Origin of the sequence: Pseudomonas koreensis, from assembly GCF_024169245.1 — a bacterium.
Classification (GTDB): domain Bacteria; phylum Pseudomonadota; class Gammaproteobacteria; order Pseudomonadales; family Pseudomonadaceae; genus Aquipseudomonas; species Aquipseudomonas koreensis_F.
The window spans coordinates 4970134-4993897 of the sequence record NZ_JALJWP010000001.1 but is presented as its reverse complement, the minus strand read 5'-3'; the positions used below and the strand labels follow the sequence as shown (position 1 = coordinate 4993897).

26 protein-coding genes are annotated in these 23764 nt (G+C 60.1%); 14 read left to right on the top strand and 12 right to left on the bottom strand.

Features of this window, described 5'->3' with window-relative positions; genetic code table 11:
• The first annotated feature begins 18 nt into the window (after positions 1-18).
• The 6 genes from ftsK to cysG all read left to right on the top strand — a co-directional run bounded on the left by ftsK (position 19) and on the right by cysG (position 7640).
• Positions 19-2427, top strand: a complete 2409-nt coding sequence (gene ftsK, locus J2Y90_RS22090) for a DNA translocase FtsK (RefSeq protein ID WP_041477069.1) — start codon at positions 19-21, stop codon at positions 2425-2427.
• 68 nt (positions 2428-2495) lie between these two features.
• Entirely contained in the window at positions 2496-3116 is a 621-nt protein-coding gene (gene lolA / locus J2Y90_RS22085) for an outer membrane lipoprotein chaperone LolA (RefSeq protein WP_042609224.1), read from the top strand.
• A 136-nt stretch (positions 3117-3252) separates the two neighbouring features.
• On the top strand, positions 3253-4575 hold the full coding sequence (locus J2Y90_RS22080; RefSeq protein ID WP_253503268.1) for a replication-associated recombination protein A: 1323 nt from the start codon (positions 3253-3255) through the stop codon (positions 4573-4575).
• Positions 4575-4949 carry a fluoride efflux transporter CrcB gene (crcB, locus tag J2Y90_RS22075; protein ID WP_253503264.1) on the top strand — a complete coding sequence of 125 codons (375 nt, stop codon included), beginning with the start codon at positions 4575-4577 and terminating at the stop codon, positions 4947-4949. The genes J2Y90_RS22080 and crcB overlap by 1 nt, the downstream gene beginning before the upstream one ends.
• 15 nt (positions 4950-4964) lie before the next feature.
• Positions 4965-6245: a serine--tRNA ligase gene (gene serS / locus J2Y90_RS22070; RefSeq protein WP_125927824.1), complete on the top strand. Its 1281-nt coding sequence runs from the start codon at positions 4965-4967 to the stop codon at positions 6243-6245.
• The gene (cysG, locus tag J2Y90_RS22065) at positions 6246-7640 is read left to right on the top strand and encodes a siroheme synthase CysG (protein WP_253503261.1); all 1395 of its coding nucleotides are present in this window, start codon (positions 6246-6248) and stop codon (positions 7638-7640) included. It begins immediately after the preceding gene.
• Positions 7641-7734: 94 nt separating this feature from the next.
• Here the strand turns inward: cysG and J2Y90_RS22060 are convergent, their stop codons facing one another.
• From J2Y90_RS22060 to J2Y90_RS22030, 7 genes are all read right to left on the bottom strand, one after another.
• A complete protein-coding gene (locus J2Y90_RS22060) occupies positions 7735-8736 on the bottom strand; it encodes a glutathione S-transferase family protein (RefSeq protein ID WP_253503258.1) in 1002 nt (333 codons plus the stop codon).
• A 91-nt stretch (positions 8737-8827) separates the two neighbouring features.
• Positions 8828-9829, bottom strand: coding sequence for a glycosyl transferase family protein (locus J2Y90_RS22055; RefSeq protein ID WP_253503254.1), 1002 nt, complete (start codon positions 9827-9829; stop codon positions 8828-8830).
• Positions 9826-10161, bottom strand: a complete 336-nt coding sequence (locus J2Y90_RS22050) for a TusE/DsrC/DsvC family sulfur relay protein (protein ID WP_016770652.1) — start codon at positions 10159-10161, stop codon at positions 9826-9828. Before J2Y90_RS22050 ends, J2Y90_RS22055 begins: the two co-directional genes overlap by 4 nt.
• Positions 10158-10451, bottom strand: a complete 294-nt coding sequence (gene tusB / locus J2Y90_RS22045) for a sulfurtransferase complex subunit TusB (RefSeq protein ID WP_253503251.1) — start codon at positions 10449-10451, stop codon at positions 10158-10160. The genes J2Y90_RS22050 and tusB overlap by 4 nt, the downstream gene beginning before the upstream one ends.
• The gene (tusC, locus tag J2Y90_RS22040; protein WP_253505295.1) at positions 10451-10807 is read right to left on the bottom strand and encodes a sulfurtransferase complex subunit TusC; all 357 of its coding nucleotides are present in this window, start codon (positions 10805-10807) and stop codon (positions 10451-10453) included. Before tusC ends, tusB begins: the two co-directional genes overlap by 1 nt.
• A 2-nt stretch (positions 10808-10809) precedes the next feature.
• Entirely contained in the window at positions 10810-11202 is a 393-nt protein-coding gene (gene tusD, locus J2Y90_RS22035) for a sulfurtransferase complex subunit TusD (protein WP_253503248.1), read from the bottom strand.
• 171 nt (positions 11203-11373) lie between these two features.
• The gene (locus tag J2Y90_RS22030) at positions 11374-11703 is read right to left on the bottom strand and encodes a DUF6388 family protein (RefSeq protein WP_253503244.1); all 330 of its coding nucleotides are present in this window, start codon (positions 11701-11703) and stop codon (positions 11374-11376) included.
• A gap of 133 nt (positions 11704-11836) precedes the next feature.
• On the opposite strand from J2Y90_RS22030, the gene J2Y90_RS22025 reads away from it, so the two are divergent.
• Positions 11837-12187, top strand: coding sequence for a hypothetical protein (locus J2Y90_RS22025; RefSeq protein WP_253503241.1), 351 nt, complete (start codon positions 11837-11839; stop codon positions 12185-12187).
• Between the two features lie 103 nt (positions 12188-12290).
• Here J2Y90_RS22025 and J2Y90_RS22020 read toward each other — a convergent pair whose 3' ends face one another.
• Positions 12291-12716, bottom strand: coding sequence for a GNAT family N-acetyltransferase (locus tag J2Y90_RS22020; protein ID WP_253503237.1), 426 nt, complete (start codon positions 12714-12716; stop codon positions 12291-12293).
• Positions 12717-12869: 153 nt separating this feature from the next.
• On the opposite strand from J2Y90_RS22020, the gene J2Y90_RS22015 reads away from it, so the two are divergent.
• From J2Y90_RS22015 to J2Y90_RS22005, 3 genes are all read left to right on the top strand, one after another.
• Complete coding sequence (locus J2Y90_RS22015; protein WP_253503233.1) at positions 12870-13310, top strand: hemerythrin domain-containing protein; 441 nt, start codon at positions 12870-12872, stop codon at positions 13308-13310.
• A 207-nt stretch (positions 13311-13517) separates the two neighbouring features.
• Positions 13518-14153: a lytic polysaccharide monooxygenase auxiliary activity family 9 protein gene (locus J2Y90_RS22010; RefSeq protein ID WP_253503229.1), complete on the top strand. Its 636-nt coding sequence runs from the start codon at positions 13518-13520 to the stop codon at positions 14151-14153.
• 98 nt (positions 14154-14251) lie between these two features.
• Positions 14252-14842, top strand: a complete 591-nt coding sequence (locus J2Y90_RS22005; RefSeq protein WP_253503226.1) for an NUDIX domain-containing protein — start codon at positions 14252-14254, stop codon at positions 14840-14842.
• Position 14843: 1 nt separating this feature from the next.
• On the opposite strand, the gene J2Y90_RS22000 is transcribed toward J2Y90_RS22005, so the two are convergent.
• Positions 14844-15359, bottom strand: coding sequence for a methylated-DNA--[protein]-cysteine S-methyltransferase (locus J2Y90_RS22000; RefSeq protein WP_253503222.1), 516 nt, complete (start codon positions 15357-15359; stop codon positions 14844-14846).
• 151 nt (positions 15360-15510) lie between these two features.
• On the opposite strand from J2Y90_RS22000, the gene ggt reads away from it, so the two are divergent.
• Positions 15511-17238: a gamma-glutamyltransferase gene (ggt, locus tag J2Y90_RS21995; protein ID WP_253503219.1), complete on the top strand. Its 1728-nt coding sequence runs from the start codon at positions 15511-15513 to the stop codon at positions 17236-17238.
• 65 nt (positions 17239-17303) lie between these two features.
• Positions 17304-17837 carry a cysteine hydrolase family protein gene (locus J2Y90_RS21990; protein ID WP_253503216.1) on the top strand — a complete coding sequence of 178 codons (534 nt, stop codon included), beginning with the start codon at positions 17304-17306 and terminating at the stop codon, positions 17835-17837.
• 156 nt (positions 17838-17993) lie between these two features.
• Here J2Y90_RS21990 and J2Y90_RS21985 read toward each other — a convergent pair whose 3' ends face one another.
• Entirely contained in the window at positions 17994-18308 is a 315-nt protein-coding gene (locus J2Y90_RS21985; protein ID WP_253503213.1) for a DUF7693 family protein, read from the bottom strand.
• A gap of 160 nt (positions 18309-18468) precedes the next feature.
• On the opposite strand from J2Y90_RS21985, the gene J2Y90_RS21980 reads away from it, so the two are divergent.
• Positions 18469-19914: a SulP family inorganic anion transporter gene (locus J2Y90_RS21980; protein WP_253503209.1), complete on the top strand. Its 1446-nt coding sequence runs from the start codon at positions 18469-18471 to the stop codon at positions 19912-19914.
• Here the strand turns inward: J2Y90_RS21980 and J2Y90_RS21975 are convergent.
• Together J2Y90_RS21975 and J2Y90_RS21970 are read right to left on the bottom strand one after the other, a co-directional pair.
• Complete coding sequence (locus J2Y90_RS21975; RefSeq protein ID WP_253503207.1) at positions 19882-22113, bottom strand: response regulator; 2232 nt, start codon at positions 22111-22113, stop codon at positions 19882-19884. The genes J2Y90_RS21980 and J2Y90_RS21975 overlap by 33 nt on opposite strands.
• 185 nt (positions 22114-22298) lie before the next feature.
• Positions 22299-22817, bottom strand: a complete 519-nt coding sequence (locus J2Y90_RS21970; protein WP_253503203.1) for a carboxymuconolactone decarboxylase family protein — start codon at positions 22815-22817, stop codon at positions 22299-22301.
• Between the two features lie 130 nt (positions 22818-22947).
• Between J2Y90_RS21970 and J2Y90_RS21965 the strand changes: the two genes are divergently transcribed.
• Positions 22948-23763, top strand: coding sequence for an AraC family transcriptional regulator (locus J2Y90_RS21965; RefSeq protein WP_253503199.1), 816 nt, complete (start codon positions 22948-22950; stop codon positions 23761-23763).
• Position 23764: the final 1 nt, after the last annotated feature.

The window sequence follows — 23764 nt, the reverse complement described above, 5'->3', positions numbered from 1 at the left end:
CGCAGGAAAAGAAGCGTTTTGAAGAAGACCACCGAAGCACCCAAAACAGTCGTTCCGCTCTGGCGCCAACAGCTGCACTACCGGCTCAAGGAAGGTGCATTGATCGCCATTGGCGCCTTGTGCCTGTTCCTGATGATGGCTTTGCTGACTTACGGCAAGGACGATCCGGGCTGGAGCCATAACAGCAAGATCGACGATGTGCAGAATTTCGGCGGGCCTGCGGGCTCGTACAGCGCCGATATCCTGTTCATGGTGCTCGGTTACTTCGCCTATATCTTCCCGCTGTTGCTGGCGGTCAAGGCGTATCAGATTTTCCGTCAACGTCACGAACCGTGGCAGTGGAGCGGCTGGCTGTTCTCCTGGCGCCTGATCGGTCTGGTGTTTCTGGTGCTTTCCGGTGCTGCGCTGGCGCACATTCACTTTCATGCCGCGACCGGTTTGCCGGCCGGCGCTGGCGGGGCGTTGGGCGAAAGCCTTGGCGATCTGGCGAAAAATGCGCTGAACATTCAGGGCAGCACGCTGCTGTTCATCGCCTTGTTCCTGTTCGGCCTGACCGTATTCACTGACCTGTCGTGGTTCAAGGTGATGGACGTCACCGGCAAGATCACCCTCGATCTGTTCGAACTCTTCCAGGGTGCGCTCAACCGCTGGTGGTCGGCGCGCACCGAACGCAAGCAACTGGTCGCGCAACTGCGTGAGGTTGATGACCGCGTCCACGATGTGGTCGCACCGACTGTCACCGACAAGCGCGAACAGGCCAAGGTCAAGGAACGTCTGATCGAACGCGAGCAGGCACTGAGCAAGCACATGTCCGACCGCGAGAAGCAGGTGCCGCCGGTCATCGCCCCGGCACCGGCCAAGGCGCCGGAGCCGAGCAAGCGCGTGCAGAAAGAGAAACAGGCGCCGTTGTTCGTCGACAGCGCGGTGGAAGGTACCTTGCCGCCGATTTCGATTCTTGATCCTGCGGAAAAGAAACAACTCAACTATTCGCCTGAGTCCTTGGCTGCAGTCGGTCACTTGCTGGAGATCAAGCTCAAGGAATTCGGCGTCGAAGTCACCGTCGATTCGATCCATCCCGGCCCGGTGATTACCCGTTACGAAATCCAGCCGGCTGCCGGCGTGAAAGTCAGCCGCATCGCCAACCTGGCGAAAGACCTGGCACGCTCGCTGGCGGTGACCAGCGTGCGGGTGGTCGAGGTGATTCCGGGCAAAACCACTGTCGGTATCGAAATTCCCAACGAAGACCGTCAGATCGTGCGCTTCTCCGAAGTGCTGTCGACGCCCGAGTACGACAATTTCAAATCGCCGGTCACCCTGGCGCTCGGTCACGATATCGGTGGCAAGCCGGTCATCACCGACCTGGCGAAGATGCCGCACCTGCTGGTGGCCGGTACCACCGGTTCCGGTAAGTCCGTGGGCGTGAACGCGATGATCCTGTCGATCCTGTTCAAATCCGGCCCGGACGACGCCAAGCTGATCATGATCGACCCGAAAATGCTCGAGCTGTCGATCTACGAAGGCATTCCGCACCTGCTGTGCCCGGTGGTGACGGACATGAAGGACGCTGCCAACGCCTTGCGCTGGAGCGTTGCCGAGATGGAGCGGCGCTACAAGCTGATGGCGAAGATGGGCGTGCGTAACCTGTCCGGCTTCAACGCCAAGGTCAAGGAAGCCCAGGATGCCGGCGAGCCGTTGAGCGATCCGCTGTACAAGCGTGAAAGCATCCACGACGAAGCGCCGCTGTTGCAGAAACTGCCAACCATCGTCGTCGTGGTCGACGAATTCGCTGACATGATGATGATCGTCGGCAAGAAGGTCGAAGAACTGATCGCGCGGATCGCGCAGAAGGCGCGTGCGGCGGGGATTCACTTGATTCTTGCGACCCAGCGCCCGTCGGTGGACGTGATCACCGGTTTGATCAAGGCCAACATCCCGACCCGCATGGCGTTCCAGGTTTCGAGCAAGATCGACTCGCGGACCATCATCGACCAGGGTGGCGCCGAGCAACTGCTGGGTCACGGTGACATGCTTTACATGCCTCCGGGCACCAGTCTGCCGATCCGCGTCCACGGCGCGTTCGTTTCCGACGATGAGGTTCACCGTGTGGTCGAGGCGTGGAAACTGCGCGGCGCGCCGGAATACAACGACGACATCCTCAACGGTGTCGAAGAGGCGGGCAGCGGCTTTGAAGGCAGCAGCGGTGGTGGTGACGGTGATGATCCGGAAGCCGACGCGCTGTATGACGAAGCCGTGCAGTTCGTCCTCGAAAGCCGTCGCGCGTCGATTTCCGCAGTCCAGCGCAAACTGAAGATCGGCTACAACCGCGCCGCGCGGATGATCGAAGCCATGGAAATGGCGGGCGTCGTCACGTCAATGAACACCAACGGATCGCGTGAAGTCCTGGCCCCAGGCCCGGTACGCGACTGATAACGCAACGATTCGAGTGGCGCAATGATGCGCCATTCGCTTTCCCACGAGTATTCAAGAGGACTCTCATGCGCCTTATCCGCATGCTGTTGCCAGTACTGGCGCTGACCACGCTCACGGCCCACGCCGACGAAAAGGACGTGGCGCGTCTGACCCAATTGCTGGAAACATCGAAAACCCTGTCGGCGAATTTTTCGCAGTTGACCCTCGACGGCGGCGGCACTCAATTGCAGGAGACCACCGGCAATATGACCCTGCAGCGTCCGGGCCTGTTTTACTGGCACACCAACGCGCCGGCCGAGCAGACCATGGTCTCCGATGGCAAGAAAGTCACCCTGTGGGACCCGGACCTGGAACAGGCAACCATCAAGAAGCTCGATGAGCGTCTGACCCAGACCCCGGCGCTGCTGTTGTCCGGCGATGTCTCGAAGATCAGCCAGAGCTTCGATATCAGCGCGAAAGAGGCGGGCGGTGTGATCGACTTTACCCTCAAGCCGAAAACCAAGGACACCCTGTTCGACAATCTGCGCCTGTCGTTCCGCAACGGGCTGCTCAATGACATGCAACTGATTGACAGTGTCGGCCAGCGCACCAATATCCTGTTTACCGGGGTCAAGGCCAACGAAGCGGTACCGGCGTCGAAGTTCAAATTCGACATCCCCAAGGGTGCCGACGTCATCCAGGAATAATTTCAAACCCTGTGGGAGCGAGCTTGCTCGCGAATGCGATCGGACAGGCAATCTGTCTGGCGCCTGATACACCGCCTTCGCGAGCAAGCTCGCTCCCACAATGGTTGTTGTGCCCAATGAGGTTTCGAACGTAGTGATGGATCTGTTTCGCAGTGCACCGATAGCCCAACCCCTGGCCGCGCGTCTGCGTGCGGCCAATCTGGATGAGTACGTCGGTCAGGAACACCTGCTCGCTCGCGGCAAGCCTCTGCGCGAGGCGCTGGAGCAGGGCGCGCTGCATTCGATGATCTTCTGGGGGCCGCCGGGTGTGGGCAAGACTACCCTGGCGCGGTTGCTCGCTGAAGTCTCCGATGCGCACTTCGAAACGGTCTCGGCGGTGCTCGCCGGGGTCAAGGAAATCCGTCAGGCCGTTGAAATTGCCAAGCAGCAGGCCGGCCAGTACGGCAAACGCACGATCCTGTTTGTCGACGAGGTGCACCGCTTCAACAAGTCGCAGCAGGACGCGTTTCTGCCATACGTTGAAGACGGCACGCTGATCTTCATCGGCGCCACCACCGAAAACCCTTCGTTCGAACTGAACAACGCCTTGTTGTCGCGTGCCCGTGTCTATGTGCTGAAAAGCCTCGACGAAGCGGCGCTGCGCAAACTGGTGCATCGGGCCTTGACCGAAGAGCGCGGGCTGGGCAAGCGCAATCTGACACTGAGCGATGAGGGTTTTCAGATGCTGCTGTCCGCCGCTGATGGCGATGGCCGGCGTCTGCTCAATCTGCTGGAGAACGCCTCCGACCTGGCTGAAGACAATAGCGAAATCGGCACCGAGCTGCTGCAAAGCCTGCTCGGCGACACCCGTCGACGTTTCGACAAGGGTGGCGAAGCGTTTTATGACCAGATCTCGGCCCTGCACAAATCAGTGCGCGGCTCCAATCCTGACGGCGCGCTGTACTGGTTCGCGCGGATGATCGACGGCGGCTGCGATCCGCTGTATCTGGCGCGGCGCGTGGTGCGCATGGCCAGCGAAGACATTGGCAATGCCGACCCGCGTGCGCTGAGCCTGTGCCTGGCGGCGTGGGAGGTGCAGGAGCGTCTCGGCAGTCCCGAGGGCGAGTTGGCAGTGGCCCAGGCCATCACGTATCTGGCCTGCGCACCGAAAAGTAATGCGGTGTACATGGGCTTCAAGACCGCCCTGCGCGCGGCTGCCGAAAACGGCTCGCTGGAAGTGCCGCTGCACCTGCGCAATGCTCCGACCAAGCTGATGAAGCAATTGGGTTACGGCGACGAGTACCGCTACGCCCACGACGAGCCGGACGCTTATGCCGCCGGCGAAGACTATTTCCCGGAAGAACTCGAGCCGATTCCGTTCTATCAGCCAGTGCCCCGTGGCCTGGAGTTGAAGATCGGCGAGAAGCTCAATCACCTCGCTCAACTCGATCGTCTGAGCCCTCGGCAGCGGAGAAAGTAGTGGTCCCATTGATCATCGCAGTGTCGGTCGGCGGCGTCGCTGGCACATTGTTGCGCTTCGCCACCGGCAATTGGGTCAGCGCCAATTGGCCGCGGCACTTCTATACCGCGACGCTGGCCGTTAATATCGTGGGCTGCCTGCTGATTGGCGTGTTGTACGGCCTGTTTTTGATACGCCCGGAAGTGCCGATCGAGGTGCGCGCCGGGTTGATGGTCGGCTTCCTCGGGGGGCTGACGACTTTTTCATCCTTTTCACTGGATACGGTGCGCCTGCTGGAAAGCGGGCAAGTGTTGCTGGCCCTGGGCTACGCGGCACTCAGCGTATTCGGCGGGCTGCTCGCCACGTGGGCCGGCCTGTCCCTGACCAAACTTTGATAACGAGAAACCGACATGCTCGATTCCAAACTGTTACGTAGCAACCTTCAGGACGTAGCGGACCGCCTGGCTTCCCGTGGCTTTGCCCTGGACACCGCGCGCATCGAAGCGCTGGAAGAACAGCGCAAGACCGTCCAGACCCGCACCGAAGCACTGCAGGCTGAGCGTAACGCGCGTTCCAAATCCATCGGCCAGGCCAAGCAGCGCGGTGAAGACATCGCGCCGCTGATGGCGGATGTCGAGCGCATGGCGGGCGAACTGAGCGCTGGCAAGGTCGAACTGGACGCGATCCAGACCGAACTGGATTCGATCCTGCTCGGCATCCCCAACCTGCCACATGAATCGGTTCCGGTCGGCAAGGACGAAGACGACAACGTCGAAGTGCGTCGTTGGGGTACACCAACTCAGTTCGATTTCGAAGTCAAAGATCACGTAGCTCTCGGTGAGAAGTTCGGCTGGCTGGACTTCGAAACCGCCGCCAAGCTGTCCGGCGCGCGCTTTGCGCTGTTGCGTGGTCCGATCGCCCGCCTGCACCGCGCGCTGGCGCAGTTCATGATCAACCTGCACGTCAACGAGCATGGCTACGAAGAGGCTTACACGCCTTACCTGGTTCAGGCCCCGGCGCTGCAAGGTACCGGCCAGCTGCCGAAATTCGAAGAAGATTTGTTCAAGATCGCCCGTGAAGGTGAAGCCGATCTGTACCTGATCCCGACGGCCGAAGTGTCACTGACCAACATCGTTGCCGGCGAAATCGTCGATTCGAAACTGCTGCCGATCAAGTTCGTCGCCCATACCCCGTGCTTCCGCAGCGAAGCCGGTGCCTCGGGTCGCGACACTCGCGGGATGATTCGCCAGCACCAGTTCGACAAAGTCGAAATGGTCCAGATCGTCGAACCGTCGCAATCGATGGAAGCGCTGGAAGGCCTGACCGCCAACGCCGAAAAGGTTCTGCAACTGCTCGGCCTGCCTTACCGCACCCTGGCGCTGTGTACTGGCGACATGGGTTTCAGCGCGGTCAAGACCTACGACCTTGAAGTGTGGATTCCGAGCCAGGACAAGTACCGCGAAATTTCCTCGTGCTCGAACTGCGGCGACTTCCAGGCCCGTCGCATGCAGGCGCGTTTCCGCAACCCGGAAACCGGCAAGCCTGAGCTGGTGCACACCTTGAACGGTTCCGGCCTCGCGGTCGGTCGTACGCTGGTGGCGGTGCTGGAAAACTACCAGCAGGCCGACGGTTCGATCCGTGTGCCGGACGTGCTCAAGCCGTACATGGGTGGCCTTGAGGTCATCGGCTAAATGAAATATCTGCCGCTGTTTCACAACCTGCGCGGCAGTCGTGTGTTGGTTGTCGGTGGGGGGGAAATTGCCTTGCGCAAATCCCGCCTGCTGGCCGATGCCGGTGCGCTGCTGCGGGTGGTCGCACCTGAAATCGAACCGCAACTGGCTGAACTGGTCGCTGCCAGCGGCGGTGAATGCCTGCTGCGCGGTTACGTCGAAACGGATCTGGACGGTTGCGGGCTGATCATAGCCGCCACCGACGACGAAACGCTGAATGCGCAAGTCTCCACCGATGCCCATCGGCGTTGCGTGCCGGTCAACGTGGTCGATGCGCCGGCCTTGTGCAGCGTGATCTTCCCGGCGATCGTCGACCGTTCGCCTCTGATCATTGCCGTGTCCAGCGGCGGCGATGCGCCAGTGCTGGCGCGTCTGATCCGGGCAAAAATCGAAACCTGGATTCCCTCGACTTACGGTCAGTTGGCCGGGCTGGCTGCGCGTTTTCGCCATCAGGTGAAAAACCTGTTTCCGGATGTGCAGCAGCGTCGCGGCTTTTGGGAAGACGTTTTCCAGGGCCCGATCGCCGATCGTCAACTGGCCGGGCAGGGCGCTGAGGCCGAGCGCCTGTTGCAGGCAAAAGTGGATGGCGAGCCAATGGTCACCACTGGCGAGGTTTATCTGGTCGGCGCCGGCCCGGGCGATCCGGATCTGTTGACCTTCCGCGCGCTGCGTCTGATGCAGCAAGCCGATGTGGTGCTCTATGACCGCTTGGTGGCGCCGGCGATTCTAGAGCTGTGCCGTCGCGATGCCGAGCGGGTGTATGTCGGCAAGCGTCGTTCCGAACACGCCGTGCCGCAGGATCAGATCAATCAGCAACTGGTCGATCTGGCCAAGGCCGGCAAGCGCGTGGTGCGGTTGAAGGGCGGCGATCCTTTTATCTTCGGCCGCGGTGGCGAAGAGATCGAAGAGCTGGCAGCTCACGGCATCCCCTTCCAGGTGGTGCCGGGGATCACGGCGGCCAGCGGGTGTGCAGCCTATGCTGGTATTCCGTTGACCCATCGCGATCATGCGCAGTCCGTGCGGTTTGTCACTGGCCACTTGAAGGATGGTTCCACCGATCTGCCATGGGCTGACCTTGTCGCTCCGGCGCAGACGCTGGTGTTCTACATGGGCCTGGTGGGTTTGCCGATCATTTGCGAGCAGTTGATCAGGCACGGTCGCGCGGCGGATACCCCGGCGGCGTTGATTCAGCAGGGCACCACGGTCAATCAGCGGGTATTTACCGGCACGCTGGCCGATTTGCCGCGGCTGGTGGCGGAGCATGAAGTGCATGCGCCGACCCTGGTGATCGTTGGCGAAGTGGTGCAACTGCGCGAGAAACTGGCGTGGTTTGAAGGGGCGCAGGCGCAAATCTGAGTCAAAGCAAAAAGATCGCAGCCTTCGGCAGCTCCTACAGGGAACGCATTCTCATTTAGGAGCTGCCGAAGGCTGCGATCTTTTGCTTTTGTGGTTAGCCCCTGCGCCAAACCCCTTTCCCGCTCAGCCGCGCGCGGTCATGGGCCACAGTGAAATCCTGCTCCGGCCCCTTCGGCACAACCCCTGTCGGGTTAATCGTTTTGTGGCTGCCGTAGTAATGATGCTTGATGTGCTGAAAATCCACCGTTTCGGCAATCCCCGGCCACTGATACATCTCACGCAACCAGTTCGAAAGGTTCGGATAATCGGCAATTCGACGCAGGTTGCACTTGAAGTGTCCGTGATACACCGCGTCGAAGCGAATCATCGTAGTAAACAGGCGCACATCGGCTTCGGTCAGGTATTCCCCGCTCAGGTAGCGATTGGCACCGAGCAATTGTTCCAGATGGTCCAGTTCAGCAAATACTTCATCGAACGCCTGTTCGTAAGCCTGCTGCGACGTGGCAAAACCGGCGCGGTAGACACCGTTGTTCACCGCCGGATAGATCCGCTCGTTCAGCGCATCGATTTCATTGCGTAGCGGCGCCGGATAGAAGTCCAGGTCGTTTCCGGTGAGGTCGTCGAATGCACTGTTGAACATGCGGATGATTTCCGCCGATTCGTTGCTGACGATGCGCTTGAGTTTCTTGTCCCACAGCACTGGCACCGTCACCCGCCCGGTGTAGTCAGGCGTGTCAGCGGTGTAGCGTTGATGCATGAAATCGAAGCCATCGAGTTTATCGCCGGTCGAGCCGAGCGCTGTGTCGAAAGTCCAGCCATTCTCCAGCATCAACCAACTGACGACCGAAACGTCGATCAGACTTTCCAGCCCTTTGAGTTTGCGCAGAATCAGCGTGCGATGCGCCCAAGGGCAGGCGAGGGAAACGTAGAGGTGATAGCGCCCGGCTTCGGCAGCGAAACCGCCCTCACCGCTGGGGCCGGGCTGGCCGTCGGCGGTCACCCAGTTGCGCCGTTGCGCTTGTTCGCGCTGGAACGCGCCGTCCTTGCTGCTTTCGTACCACTTGTCCTGCCAGTGGCCGTCGACGAGTAAACCCATGATCGAGACTCCCAAAACCAATATGCGTTGGAGTCGAGTCTATTCCGATGAGTTCGAACAAAAAGCGCAAAGATCGGGCGCTAATGATCGGTTAGATCGATGTGTTGCGTGTTGCCCAATATTGCTCGGCGGTGATGAACGCCTGTTCACGATTTTGACCAAGGCCGCGCAGGGCGAGAGCCATGGTCGCAATCAGGGCCATTTGCGGGTAACTGTCGACCACATCGCCACGCCACACGGCTTTCAAGTGTCCGATGTCCAGCGAGGCGGGTTTGACGTGGCGTTGCGCTGACAACTGTGGCCATTCCTCATCCCAGCTCTGACCGCCGCTGGTGCCGTAAAGATGGCTGGTTGCGTCGGGGTTGATCTCGATTTCACCGCCATCGCCCTTGACCACGATTGCCGTGTCGCCAAGCAAGCCGCTGGCATCGCGATGCACCGCCTGGTAGCCCGGGTGAAAAATGCTTTGCAGGCCGCAGCGCGCACCGAGCGGATTGAGAATCCGCGCCAGCGAGTGGATCGGTGAACGCAGGCCGAGGGTGTTGCGCAGATCGATCATCTTTTGCAACTGCGGCGCCCAGTCCACCAGCGGCATAAAGGCCAGGCCGCCGTTGTCCAGTGCCGTGCCGACCTGCTGCCAGTTGCGGCACAGAGGAATGTTCAGTTCGCCCAGCAGTTGTTCGCTGTACAAGCGCCCGGCGGTGTGCGCGCCGCCGCCGTGCATGAAGATGCGTACGCCATTCTGTGCGAGACATTTGGCTGCCAGCAGGTACCACGGCAGATGGCGTTTTTTGCCGGCGTAGGTCGGCCAGTCCAGATCGACATTCATTGCCGGCGCCTGCAAGCGTTCGCGCAGCGCCTCGGTGAAACCGGCCATTTCCTCCGCGCTTTCTTCCTTGTGCCGCAGCAACATCAGGAAGGCGCCGAGTTGGGTGTCTTCCACCTGATCGTCAAGCACCATGCCCATCGCCTGGCGGGCTTCCTCACGCGTCAGGTCGCGGGCGCCGCGTTTGCCTTTGCCGAGAATCCGTACGAATTGCGCGAACGGGTGTTCGGCGGGCGTTTCGAGGGTCAATGCTGGAAAGTCGGTCATAGGCAATTCGTCGGTTTGGGCAGGCCCGCCAGTTTCGCGGCGAGTTTGGCAGGGGTGCCTTTGAACAGTCGGTTCAGGTGCAGGCTGTTGCCTTTGTCCGCGCCGAGTTTCAACGCGGTGTACTTGATCAGCGGCCGCGTGGCCGGGGACAGTTGAAATTCGGCGTAGAAGCTGCGCAGCAGTTCGAGGACTTCCCAGTGTTCGGGGGTCAACTCGATGTCTTCGGCAGCGGCAAGGGCACTGGCAACTTCCGCCGACCAGTCACTGAGGTCGACGAGAAAACCGTCCTTGTCCAGTTCGATGGCGCGGGCGCCGACGGTCATCGAATTCATAACCAACTGTTGACCTTGGCGTGATGGATCGACAGTTCGACGAAGGCCGGGTAATCGATGGCCTTGGCCCAGTCCGGAATCGCGATCGCACGGGCTTGTGCGTCTTCAACCAATACGAACAGGTCGATTTTTCGCTCTTGCAGGGCAGAAAACGGCACAGTGTCCGGTTGCAGCGCATACACCGCATCGCCGGACAACAACACCGCATCGGCGCTGCCCAGCAGGCGCAAGCAGCTAGTCAGGCGATCGTCGCCGAACGGGGAATGAGACAACACATGCAAAGTCGACATCAGAGGGTGATCACCTGGTCGTAGCGGTCAATAAGGGCGGTGATGTGTTCAGCGGCGAGCGGCTGCGCTTCGTCCAGCGACAGTTTGCCAAGACCGCGGGCGTGGGCGCTTTCGGCGCAATAGAACAATTCCTCGACACCAAACATCGGCAGCGCCTGCAGATTGGCGCTGAGGTCTTTCTGCTGCAAGGCCTTGGCGTTTTGCCCGGCGGCCAGTTGCAGTACGCCGTCATCGAGAAACAGCAAGCCGATCGGCAGATCGAAGGCGCCACCGGCCAGCACGATGTCCAGCGCTTCCCGCGCGCCGGGGCCGGACCAGGGCGACTGGCGGCTGATGATCAACAGCGATTTGGCCATGTTCATGCGCCTCCGAAACAGATGAGACGGTCAGCGTCCTGCACGGCGTCGTGCAACTGACCAAGACCGGACAATTCCCACGGCGCGCTCAGCGAAATCGCTTCACGCTGGTAACGCCTGGCTTCTTCTTCATTCAATACACCACGGCGCAGGGCGGCGGCGATGCAGACCACGCCATCCAGTTGCTGTTCGTTGATGAAGGCGCGCCATTGCTTGGGCAGGTCCAGTTCATCCTGTGGCGTCACCACTGCATCGCAGGCATTGAAAACGCCGTCCTGATAGAAGAACAGCCGGACAATCTCATGGTCGCCGGCCAGCGCGGCCTGGGCAAACAGCAGGGCACGGCGCGAGGAGGGCGCATGGGCGGCGGAAAACAGCGCAATGGCGAACTTCATGATGGACTCGATCAGCGAAACTGCGCCCATGATAAAGCTTTATTGCGGCAGCCGCGAAACCCCGGTTTCATGCAGATTCCTTGGTAGGAGCTGCCGAAGGCTGCGATCTTTTGATTTTGCTCTTCAAGATCAAGATCAAAAGATCGCAGCCTTCGGCAGCTCCTACACGTTTTACGGTGTGATGCCGTAAAGATCGCAATACTCAATCCACTCCATCCCTGCCATTTCCGCGACTTCCCGATGCACCTCAAGCCGTTGCGCCTGATAGTCCTCGGGCGAATCAGCGGTCAACTGCAACGTCAGCTCCCAGGCGAACAACCCCTGTCTTTCCGCCTCTTCTTCAAACGCCTCATGCAAGCGTTCTTCGCGATATTGCGCCTGGGTTTCGCCCTTGGCCTGAGCCAGCAGCGGGTTGAGATGGTCGAGTGTTTCACGCAGTTCGGGTCGCGCATCGAGAAACAGTTTCAGAGCCTGTTCATGTCGCTGGTCGCTAGGCGCCATGTAATTTCCTTGTGTGGCTGATGACCGTAGGGTGCCGCACCTGTTCGCGCATGTCGCGCATAAAAACAGTTAAGCAGAACGATTTGCCGCGTTGCGGTGCTACAGTCCGCTTTTTTCTCAATGAGCGAATGCAATGCGAATGCTGATGGTAGCGCTGGCGGCGGCCCTGTTGGCCGGGTGCGCCGGTTCGGTGATGAACGATGCTCGTACCCAGAGCCCGGACAAGGTCCTGACCTCGGACAAGCCCGAGAAAGACGTTGCCCGGTGCGTGCAATTCGCTTGGCAGGACGAAGCGGTGTTCGGCGTCGACGCGGCGGCCTATCTGGAGCCGCGCAAGTCGGGCGGCACGACGGTTTACACCCGTTCGGCGGAGTCGTTCGTCGATGTGATCACCGAAGCGTCGGGTACGACCCTGAACTACTACGCGCAGCAGGATGATTTTGTCGCGATGCGGCGCATGGCGGCGATGGCGACCTGTCTCTGATTGTGTGTCGAGGCGGCTGGCGCTTTCGCGAGCAGGCTCGCTCCCACAAGTTGAAATGCATTCCAATGTGGGAGCGAGCGTGCTCGCGAAGACGACGGCGCAATCAGTCAATCAGGCGCTTCTGAAAGAAATGCCGCTTGTGCCCCGGTGGGTAGTCAACGATCTCACCGAACTGGCTGAAGCCCAGCTTCTTGTAAAATTCCGGCGCCTGAAAATCGAAGGTGTCGAGCCAGATTCCGTAGCAGTTCCTGTCTTCGGCCAATGCTTCTGCCTGTGCCATTAACCGGGAACCAATCCCCTGTCCGCGACCTTGTTCCGGTACTGACAGCAAATCGATGAACATCCAGCGCAAAGTCACTCGCCCGTACAACCCGCCCAGTATCGCGCCATACTCATCTTTTACCATCAAGGCGAACGGCTCGGTTTTCGATATGCCGGTCTTCGCATCGTTGTATTCAATCAACGGTTGGAGAATGGCCTGGCGCTGTTCCTCGGTAGGATTTTCTGTCAACTCGATACGCAAATTCATGCATGACTTCCTTGTGTAATTGAATGCCCAGCCTAACGCGTCCGGGCAAGCGCCTCCAAGCCCTTCGATCAAACGAGCGGAACCGCCAAACAAGCGCTGCGGTCTAGGCTTTTATCGCGTCTTTCCCTGAGCGCGGTTGATGAGGAAAGCCCCTTGAATATTTTTGAAGCCTTGCGCGAAAGCCACGAGCGCCAGCGCACTTATGCCAAAGCTCTGGTCGCGACCAGCGGCGACAGCCCTGAGCGGGTCGAGGCATACAAGCAGCTCAAAGCAGAGCTGCAAGCGCATGAAACCGCCGAAGAGCGGCACTTCTACATCCCGTTGATGGCAATCGACGAAGGCGTGGACCTGAGCCGCCACGCCATCTCCGAGCACCACGAAATGGACGAGATGATGGAAGAACTCGACGAGACCGAGATGTCCAGTCCGGCGTGGCTGGCCACCGCCAAAAAGCTCTCCGACAAGGTGCATCACCACCTCGAGGAAGAAGAGCACAAGTTCTTCCAGATGGCCGGCAAGCTGCTCGACGATACTCAGAAAACCCAACTCGCCGGGCAGTACGAAAAGGAGTATCAGGCGCAACTGTCTGAATGACCAAAGGCGACTCGGCGTGTAGGTGTTCAGCTACACGTTGAGTGCGACGTGTCGACTGGTACTGGTTATCCATCCAGTCTTTCCGGGTTTTCTACGTCCTGCACAATCGCACCGCGACAAAAGCGCCGATGGACAAAAAAACCACCTCCGTTAGCTTGAAGGCCTCTCCTCGGGAAGGAGAGTTCTCAAATCAACGGAGTGAACATCATGAATCAGGCAATTCCACAAACCCAACTGAAACACGGTCGTGTCATCTCGCCAGCAAGTCGCGGCGCAGTGGCCATCGACCTCGGCTTGCTCGGCGCTTGGCAAGTCAATGAAATGGAAGGCGGCAAGAACTTCCCGGCGCTTGGAGCTGGATCGTTTCCATCACCCTTCGAGACGGACTCGGACAGCGTTGCGCCGCCGGCTGATGGCTACATCCTCAGCGGCGGAAAGACCGATGCCCGCGATTGCGTGAACTACACCGATGACGAGATGAGCAAGAAGCTTGGTCGTTCCTTCAGCTGGCCGCTGCTCAATGTCGATCCGGGCCAGCTCCTCAAGGTCAGTTGGGCCTACACCGCGCCGCACACCACCCGTGGTTATCGCTGGTTGATCACCAAAGACGGCTGGGATCCACAGCAACGCATCAGCCGTGTGCAGCTCGAAACCCAGCCGTTCTTCGAAGACTTTTACCCGCAAGTGCCCTATTACAGCCATGCCGGCGAATTGAAGGCCAAGGTCGATCACGAAGTGAGGCTGCCGGCCAACAAAAAGGGACATCACGTCATCGTGCTGATGTGGATCGTTGCCAACACCGGCAACGCCTTCTATCAGGCCTTCGACGTCGACTTCCAGTAACAACCCAGGCTGAACGAGCCCGGTAGCGCTGCCGGGCTTTTTTTGTCGGCGCAATTGTCCGACCATGGCAGTCCCCCATGAAGACAGGATCAGACGCGATGTCCAACACAGGCGAACGGGTCAATATCATCGACACTCAGGTGTTGTCCCACGACTGGTATCTGCTGAAGAAAATCACTTTCGACTACCACCGCAACAACGGTGAATGGCAGCGCCAGACCCGCGAGGTATACGACCGCGGCAACGGCGCGGCGATTCTGCTGTTCAACCGCGAAAAGCGTACGGTGGTGCTGACCCGCCAGTTTCGCTTGCCGGTGTTCGTCAATGGCCACGATGGATTGTTGATCGAGGTGGCGGCGGGGTTGCTCGAAGGTGCCGCCCCTGAGCAACGCATCCGTGACGAAGCCGAGGAGGAAACCGGTTACCGCGTGCATGATGTGAAGAAGGTCTTCGAGGCCTATATGAGCCCCGGCTCGGTGACCGAGAAGCTGCACTTCTTTATCGCCGAATACGATGCCGCCTCCAAGGTCAGCGACGGTGGTGGCCTGGAAGAGGAAACCGAAGAACTGGAAGTGCTCGAGTGGGGATTTGAGGATGCCCTGGCAGCGTTTCAGCGCGGCGAGATCTGCGATGCCAAGACCATCATGCTGTTGCAGTACGCAGCGATGAATAACCTCTTCGGTGCCTGAGTCAAAACAGTTCGCCTGTTTTGCCAAATGTTGACCACTGGCCGCCCTCAAGCGTCAGCAACCGCTCTTTAGCGTCAAGCCCGCCGGCAAACCCGGTGAGTTTTCCCGAAGCACCGATTACCCGATGACACGGCGCAACAATGGAAATCGGGTTGCGCCCGTTGGCGGCGCCGACTGCTCGGACCGCTGCCGGATGGCCAATCTGCGCGGCGATCTGGCTGTAGGTGCGCGTCTCGCCGAAAGGAATGGTAAGGAGGGCGGCCCAGACTTTTTTCTGGAATTCGCTGCCGACAAATTCCAGCTCGAGATCGAAGCGATTCCGTGTGCCGGCGAAATACTCATCGAGTTGCCGCGCGGTCTGCATGAGGATCGGATTGTCCGGTGCTTTGCTCATCGGCCCGAGCCGCACCCGGTTCGGTTTGTCGTTTTCCCAGAGGATGGCTGCGAGTCGACCGCCGTTCGCGACCAGCTTCAACTCGCCGACTGGCGAGGGCAGGGGGATGAAGGTGTAAGACATGACGGCGTCTCCAGATCCGGGGCGATTACGCAGATCAGCATACTGGCTGAACGGGGAGGCGCAATACGCAAAGCCGACCATACTGCTTGTTGCTCCTGAAGCGTTGCCCTGCGTTTCGCGCAGACCTCAAAAACAAAAAAGAGATCGACTCATGAAGTACGAACCTTTGGCCAGATCGCTCATCGCGACTTCCCTGGCGCTCAGCTGTCTCATGGCTCACGCGGCATCGGTGGCCCCGGTTGCGGCGGAAAACGGCATGGTCGTCACCGCGCAGCATCTGGCGACCCACGTTGGCGTCGATGTGTTGAAAAACGGCGGCAACGCCGTAGATGCGGCCGTGGCCGTGGGCTATGCGCTGGCGGTGGTCTACCCGGCTGCGGGCAACCTTGGCGGCGGCGGGTTCATGACCATTCAACTGGCGGACGGGCGCAAGACCTTTCTCGATTTCCGTGAGAAAGCTCCGCTGGCAGCGACAGCGAACATGTATCTGGACAAGGACGGTAATGTCATTCCGGAACTGAGCACGCGCGGCCACCTGGCGGTCGGAGTGCCGGGTACGGTGTCCGGCATGGAGCTGGCTCTGAGCAAATATGGCACCAAACAGCGCAAGGACATGATTGCCCCGGCGATCAAACTGGCCGAAGACGGTTTCGAGTTGCAGCAGGGCGATGTCGAACTGCTCGAATACGCGACGGATGTGTTCAAGAAGGACATGCGCGATTCCGGCTCGATTTTCCTCAGCAACGGCGAGCCGATGCAGGTCGGGCAGAAACTGGTGCAAAAGGATCTGGCGAAAACCCTGCGGACGATTTCCGATAAGGGCGCCGACGGCTTCTACAAAGGCTGGGTCGCCGATGCCATCGTCACATCCAGCCAGGCCAACACGGGCATCATCACCCAGGCTGATCTGGACAAGTACAAGACTCGCGAACTGGCCCCGGTGGAGTGTGATTATCGCGGTTACCACGTCGTCTCGGCGCCACCGCCAAGCTCTGGCGGGGTGGTGATCTGCCAGATCATGAACATCCTTGAAGGCTATCCGATGAAGGACCTGGGCTTCCATTCGGCCCAGGGCATGCACTATCAAATTGAAGCGATGCGCCACGCGTACGTCGATCGCAACAGCTATCTCGGCGATCCGGATTTCGTGAAAAATCCGATCGAGCACCTGCTGGACAAGAACTATGCGACCAACCTGCGCAACGCCATCCAGCCGCAAAAGGCCGGCGTGTCAGCTGAGCTCAAGCCCGGTGTAGCGCCCCATGAAGGCAGCAACACCACGCACTATTCGATCGTCGACAAGTGGGGCAACGCCGTCTCGGTCACCTACACCCTCAACGACTGGTTCGGCGCGGGCGTGATGGCGAGCAAGACCGGGGTGATCCTCAACGACGAAATGGACGACTTCACCTCCAAGGTCGGCGTGCCCAACATGTACGGCCTGGTGCAGGGCGAGGCCAATGCCATCGCGCCGGGCAAGGCGCCGCTGTCGTCGATGAGTCCGACGATCGTCACCAAGGACGGCAAAGTGGTCATGGTGGTCGGTACACCTGGCGGCAGCCGGATCATCACCGCGACCTTGCTGACCATGCTCAACGTCATCGACTACGGCATGGGCCTGCAGGAAGCGGTCGACGCGCCGCGCTTCCATCAGCAGTGGATGCCTGAAGAAACCAACCTCGAAGACTTCGCCGCCAGCCCGGATACGAGAAAGATCCTTGAAAGCTGGGGCCACAAGTTTGCCGGCCCGCAGGATCCCAACCACATCGCCGCGATTCTGGTCGGCGCGCCGTCTCTGGATGGCAAGCCGGTTGGCAAGAACCGCTTCTATGGCGCCAACGACCCACGGCGCAATACCGGCTTGTCATTGGGTTACTGAGCGGAGTAAAAAGGGGCGGGCTCAAGTCCGCCCCATTTTCAAGGACTGATCAAGGAAGGCTCGACATGACGACCGCATTACTGATCATCGATGTCCAGCAGGCGCTGTGTGCTGGTGAATATCAGTGTTTTGAAATCGACCGCGTGATCGCCACGATCAATGATCTGAGCCAGCGCGCCCGCGACGCCGGCGTTCCGGTAGTGCTGATTCAACACGAAGAAAAGGACGGTCCATTCGTGCGCGGTGCTGACGGCTGGCAACTGGCCAAAGATCTGCTGACTTCGACGAAAGATCTGCGCGTAGACAAAACCACCGGGGATTCTTTCTACCAGACCGATCTCGGCAAACTGCTACCCGGCGAAGATTTCGAGCGGCTGATCATCTGCGGCCTGCAAACCGACTACTGCGTCAATGCCACGGTGCGCAGCGCGCATGAGCGGGGCTACGATATCGTTGTTGCGAGAGATGCACATTCGACAGTCGACAACGGCACCATGAGCGCCGACGACATCATTGCCCAACACAACAAGGACTTCGCCGCGCTCACCAGTTCCGTAGCGCGAATCGACGTCAAGCCCGCAGCCGACATCACCTTCTGAAACATACGCACCCCCCCTGTAGGAGTGAGCCTGCTCGCGATAGCGGTTTGTCAGTCAGAATTTTATCGTCTGGACTAACGCTATCGCGAGCGGGCTCACTCCTACAGGGATTTGCCGGTCTCAAAATCAGACAACACCACAGTTGGAGATGATGCACTAGGCCCGGTCGCGATTCGCCTCACGCAGCAAACGCTCGATTTGCGCCAGTTCCCACGTGCTGAGCAGACTCACCGGGTCAGTGCCATAACGCTGCCATGTGTTCAGCGTCGCTTCGTCCCCGGCGCAGTTGCGAGCGGATTCACAGTGATGCAAGTGTCCGTCGGTGAAATCCAGCAGCAAACGCCAGCCCTCGATATCCACGGCAATCAGCCCGGATTCGGAAATCACCTCGCAGATTTCGAACGCAAACACACCCAGCGCAGCATCGCGCAGCCGCTGACACACGTCACGGGCAGACAAAAACGCTGACATGCTGCAACTCGATTCAAAGGACAAGTCGGCAAGGATAAGGCCCGAGCCAACCCATGTCAGCGTTTCACTGGCCCGAGGCCGAACAATTCCGTAACATTCGCCTCCCTCTTTTTTCGCGAAAACTGCGGTCGTGCCCGACGGCCGCTCACTCAGGTAAGCCATGAAACCGATTCGTCTGCGCGCCGATGTCCTGGCCGGACTCACCACCTCGTTTGCTCTGTTGCCCGAATGCATTGCGTTCGCGCTGGTGGCGCATCTCAATCCACTGATGGGCCTGTACGGCGCTTTCATCATTTGTACGCTGACGGCATTGTTTGGCGGCCGACCGGGCATGGTTTCCGGCGCGGCGGGTTCGATGGCGGTGGTAATCGTCGCGCTGGTGGTGCAACACGGCGTGCAGTATTTGCTGGCGACGGTGCTGCTCGGCGGTCTGATCATGATGGCGTTCGGGCTGTTGCGCTTGGGCAAACTGGTGCGCATGGTGCCGCATCCGGTGATGCTCGGTTTCGTCAATGGCCTGGCGATCATCATTGCCTTGGCGCAACTGGAGCATTTCAAAAGCGGCGAGCACTGGCTCAGCGGTACGCCGTTGTACCTGATGACCGGGCTGGTGCTGCTGACCATGGCCATCGTGTACATCCTGCCGCGCCTGACCAAAGCGGTGCCGCCGGCACTGGTGGCGATTCTTGGCGTTGGTCTGCTGGTCTACCTGTTCGGCCTGCCGACCCGCACCCTCGGCGACATGGCGCACATCGCCGGCGGTCTGCCGACATTCGCTTTGCCGGACATCACATGGGATTTCGAAACCCTGCGCATCATCGCCCCGTACGCGATCCTGATGGCGATGGTCGGCCTGCTGGAAACCCTGCTGACGCTGAACCTGACCGACGAAATCACCGAGACTCGTGGCTACCCGGATCGCGAGTGCGTGGCACTGGGCGCGGCGAACATGGTGTCCGGCGCGTTCGGCGGCATGGGCGGTTGCGCGATGATCGGTCAGACCGTGATCAACCTCAGTTCGGGCGGGCGCGGGCGCTTGTCCGGCGTGGTGGCCGGTGTGCTGATTCTGTTGTTCATTCTGTTTCTGTCACCGCTGATCGAGCGTATTCCGCTGGCCGCGCTGGTCGGGGTGATGTTCGTGGTGTCGCAGCAGACCTTCGCCTGGGCATCGTTGCGGGTGATCACCAAGGTGCCGCTGCACGATGTGCTGGTGATCATCGCCGTGACCACCATCACCGTATTCACCGACCTGGCCACGGCGGTGCTCTGCGGGATCATCATCGCCGCGCTCAACTTCGCCTGGCAGCAGGCGCGTGAACTGTACGCCGATGAACATCTGCAGGCCGATGGCAGCAAACTCTATCGACTGCACGGCACGCTGTTCTTCGCCTCGACCACGCCGTTTCTCAATCAGTTCGATCCGGCCAACGATCCGGCCAAAGTCACTCTCGACTGCCGGCACCTGAGCTTTGTCGATTACTCGGCGATTGCCGCGTTGAAAACCCTGCGTGAACGCTACGCCAAGGCCGGCAAGCATTTACAGGTGTTTCACCTGTCGGAACGCTGCAAGAAATTACTCAAGCGTGCCGGCGTCGCTCACGACTGAACCGGCCGGCGTCGCGTCCTTGAGCCAGGTCTTGCCGAGAATCCGCGAGACCTGTTCGGCGGAGTAGGGCTTGGCGAGAAATTCGAAACCTTCGTAGCCGCTGCGTGCCAGCTCTTCGCTGTAGCCGGACGTCAGAATCACCGGCAGATCGGGGCGGCGCTGGCGCAGCTCTCTGGCCAAGGCAACGCCGGTAACGCCCGGCATGACCACGTCGGAAAACACCGCATCGAACGCCATGGCATCGCTGCCCGCCAATTGCAGGGCTTCTTCGGCGTTGGTCGCCCACGCGGTTTCATAACCCAGATCCTGCAGGATCTGATTGGCGAAACGGCCGACGTCGAGATTGTCCTCGACCACCAGCACCCGGCGCTTTTCACACGCCGGATGTACCTCGCCATCGTCCTCGGCGGCGTCCACTTCAGCCTCGTCCGCTGGCACTTGCGGCAGATACAAGGTGAACTCGGTGCCTTGGCCAAGCACGCTGGAAACATCGACGTTGCCGCCCGATTGCTTGGCGAAGCCGAATACCTGCGACAGCCCCAACCCCGTGCCTTTGCCGACCGCCTTGGTGGTAAAGAACGGTTCGAAGATGTGTTCCAGGGTGTGTGCATCAATGCCGGCCCCGGTATCGGCCAAGGCAATCGACACGAAGTGGCTGCTGGAACCGCCATGGCCGCGAATCGCCGGCAGCGCTTTGTGGCACTCCAGGCGCAGTTTTAACTCACCCTGGCCATTCATGGCATCGCGGGCGTTCAGCGCAATGTTGATCAACGCGGTTTCAAACTGACTGAGATCGACGCGGATGTAGCAGGGATGATCCGGCCGTTCGACACAGACATGAATCTGCGCGCCGGTGACCGATTCAAGCATTTCGCCAATATTGGCCAACCGTTCGCCGGCATCCACCACTTGCGGATTGAGCGGTTGGCGACGGGCGAAGGCGAGCAACTGGCTGGTCAGTTTGGAGGCACGCTCGACCGTGTCGGAAACCGCACGCATATAACGTTGGCGGCGTTCCTCCGGCAGGTCGGGCTGACGCAGAAAATCCACTGACGAGCGAATGATCGTCAGCAGGTTGTTGAAGTCATGGGCCACCCCGCCGGTCAATTGGCCGATGGCTTCGAGCTTTTGCGACTGACGTAGCGCCGATTCGGCCTGGGCCAGCCGCAGGCTGCGTTCTTCGACCCTTTGCTCAAGCGTGGCATTGAGTTCCGCCAGCGCCAGCAGACCTTCACGGACATTGGCATCGGCACGCACTCGCTCGATGTGCGCCCAGCAACGCTCGGTGACTTCGCTCATCAGCGCCTGCTCGAAACGCGACCAGACGCGCGGCACCTTGTCGTGCACAGCCATCAATGCCGTCAGGCGGCCCTGCTTGATCAGTGGCACACAAATGGTCGCGGTGATGCCGATAGCCTGAAAGGTCGCCGACTCTTCGGGCGGCAATTCGCTGCGGTTGTCATGGATGACCAGCGGATCTCCGGCGCGCAGCAGACGGACAGCCTTCTCACCGAAATCGCGCAAGCGGTAATGACCGACGATGCTTGGCGAGCCCGGCGCCGCATAGTCGCCGCGAATGGTAAAGCCATCCTCGTCCGCATCCATGTCGGCGTAGGCGCAGTTGGACAGCTGCAATTGCTCGACCATCAGCCGCGTGCTCGCGGCCAGGATTGCTTGCGCATCAGTAGCGTTGGTCACCGCGTCGCCGATGGCATCAAGTACCGCCAGGCGTTGGTTGAGGTACACGGTCTGGGTGGTTTCGGTCACCGTGTCGAGCATCCCCACCACATTGCCCAGCGAGTCGCGAATCGGGCTGTAGCAGAAGGTGAAAAAGGCCTGCTCCGGGCCGCTGCCGCGCTCGATCTTCAGGGCAAAGTTTTCGATATAGGTGGCGTGGCCGGCAAACGCCGCCTCGGCGATCGGGCTGATCTCGTGCCAGGCTTCTTTCCAGATGTCGCTGAAAGGACGTCCCAGCGCGTGCGGCTTGTCGCCGAGAATCGGCACGAAGGCGTCGTTATACAGGGTGATCAGCTGCGGGCCCCAGACGATCGCCTGAGGGAAATGCGAGGCGAGGCTGAGCGAGACGGTGGTCTTGAGCACATCGGGCCAGTGTTCCAACGGGCCGAGGGGCGAATTCGCCCAGTCGTGACGGCGGATCTGCCCGGCCATTTCGCCGTTGTCTTGCAACCAGTCTGTCATGGGGTTCGTGTCTTTCCGGGCATTCGTCTGAGAACAAAGACCTACTCGCAGGGTGTTTGGTTTCAGCGCACCAGACACTGTATGTGCTGCGAATTTTCTGACATACATCATGGCAGCAAAAAACAGCGCTGGCGAAAGGAGCATCTTTTCGCCAGCGGATTTTTCTTCGGTTCGTGAGCGGCTGCTCAGGCCTCGATGGCCGGGAAGTCTATGTCGGTCAGCGCAATATTGTTCAGGTAATTGGTCAGCGTCTGCACGGCTACCAGAGCAATCACTTCGATGATCTTGCGGTCATCGATACCGGCGGCGCGGGCAGCGGCCAATTGTGCGTCGCTCAAGTGGCCACGGCTTTCGGTCAGTTGGCGGGCGAGGGCAGCGTAGGCATTCAGTTCGCCATGACGGGCCGCGATGATGTCCTGTGGCGAGAGCCCGGCCTTGCCGGCAAACACGGAGTGTGCGGACAGGCAGTAGTCGCAGCCGTTGACCTGCGAAGCGGCGAGGTAAACGGCTTCTTTCTCTTTGCCGCTCAACGAGGTCTTGCCGAGGATGGCCGAGGCTTGCAGGTAAGTGTCGAGGGCAACCGGTGCCTGGGCGAGGGTGGTGAAAACGTTGGGGAGGAAACCGATTTTTTTCTTCACGCCTTCCAGTGCAGGACGGACGGCGTCTGTGGCGGTGTCGAGGCTGATTGCAGGGATGCGGCTCATGGTGATTCTCCAGATTGCGCGGCGAAGTGCAGCGGCGATGGAGAGATCTTAGGGATTGCCGATAGCGCTTTGGCGGCAAATCGTCGAGGATATGCGGCAGATCGTCCAGATGTGCCCTTGGGAGTCAGCCGTGGATCGCCTTTCTACGTTACTCAGTCACTTCGGCGTGAACGCCGGCACCTTTCACAGCGGCGCATTTTGCGGCGTCAGTGTTCATGAGGGCGAACCGGTCGGCCACGTGCATGTTCTGCAAGCGGGGGCGTTGCTGCTCAAGCCGGGCAACGAACGGGAGATCCGTCTGGACGAACCGTCGCTGATTTTCTTCCCTCGGCCGTTCACCCATCGGATGTTTGCCGACGAGGCCATGGCCAGCCAGATTGTCTGTGCTTCGCTGACCTTCGATGGCGGTTCGGGCAATGCCCTGGCCGCCGCGTTACCCGACTATCTGGTGTTGAAGCTCACCGATATTCCCGAACTGGGCAGCACCCTCGACTGGCTGTTCAACGAAGCTTTCGAAGGGCATTGCGGGCGCGTCGCGGTAATGGATCGTCTGTTTGAATTGCTGGTGATCCTGCTGCTGCGCCATCTCATTGGCAGTCGTGATCAGCCACCGGGCATGATGGCCGGGCTGGCTGACCCGCGTTTATCTCGCGCTCTGAACCTGATCCATGAGCAACCGCACAAGCCGTGGAGCGTCGCCGATCTGGCCGCGGCCGCGAACCAGTCCCGCGCCGGTTTCGCCGAGCAGTTCCGCCGGGTAGTCGGGCAGACGCCGGCCGATTACCTGCTGAGCTGGCGCGTCAGTCTTGCGCAAAAACGCCTGCGTGAAGGCCGGCCGATTGCACTGATAGCCGAGGAGGTCGGATATGAAAGTCCGTCGGCGCTGGCCCGGGCGTTTCGGCGCAAGACCGGACTCAGTCCTCGGCAATGGAAAGCCGAACACTGAA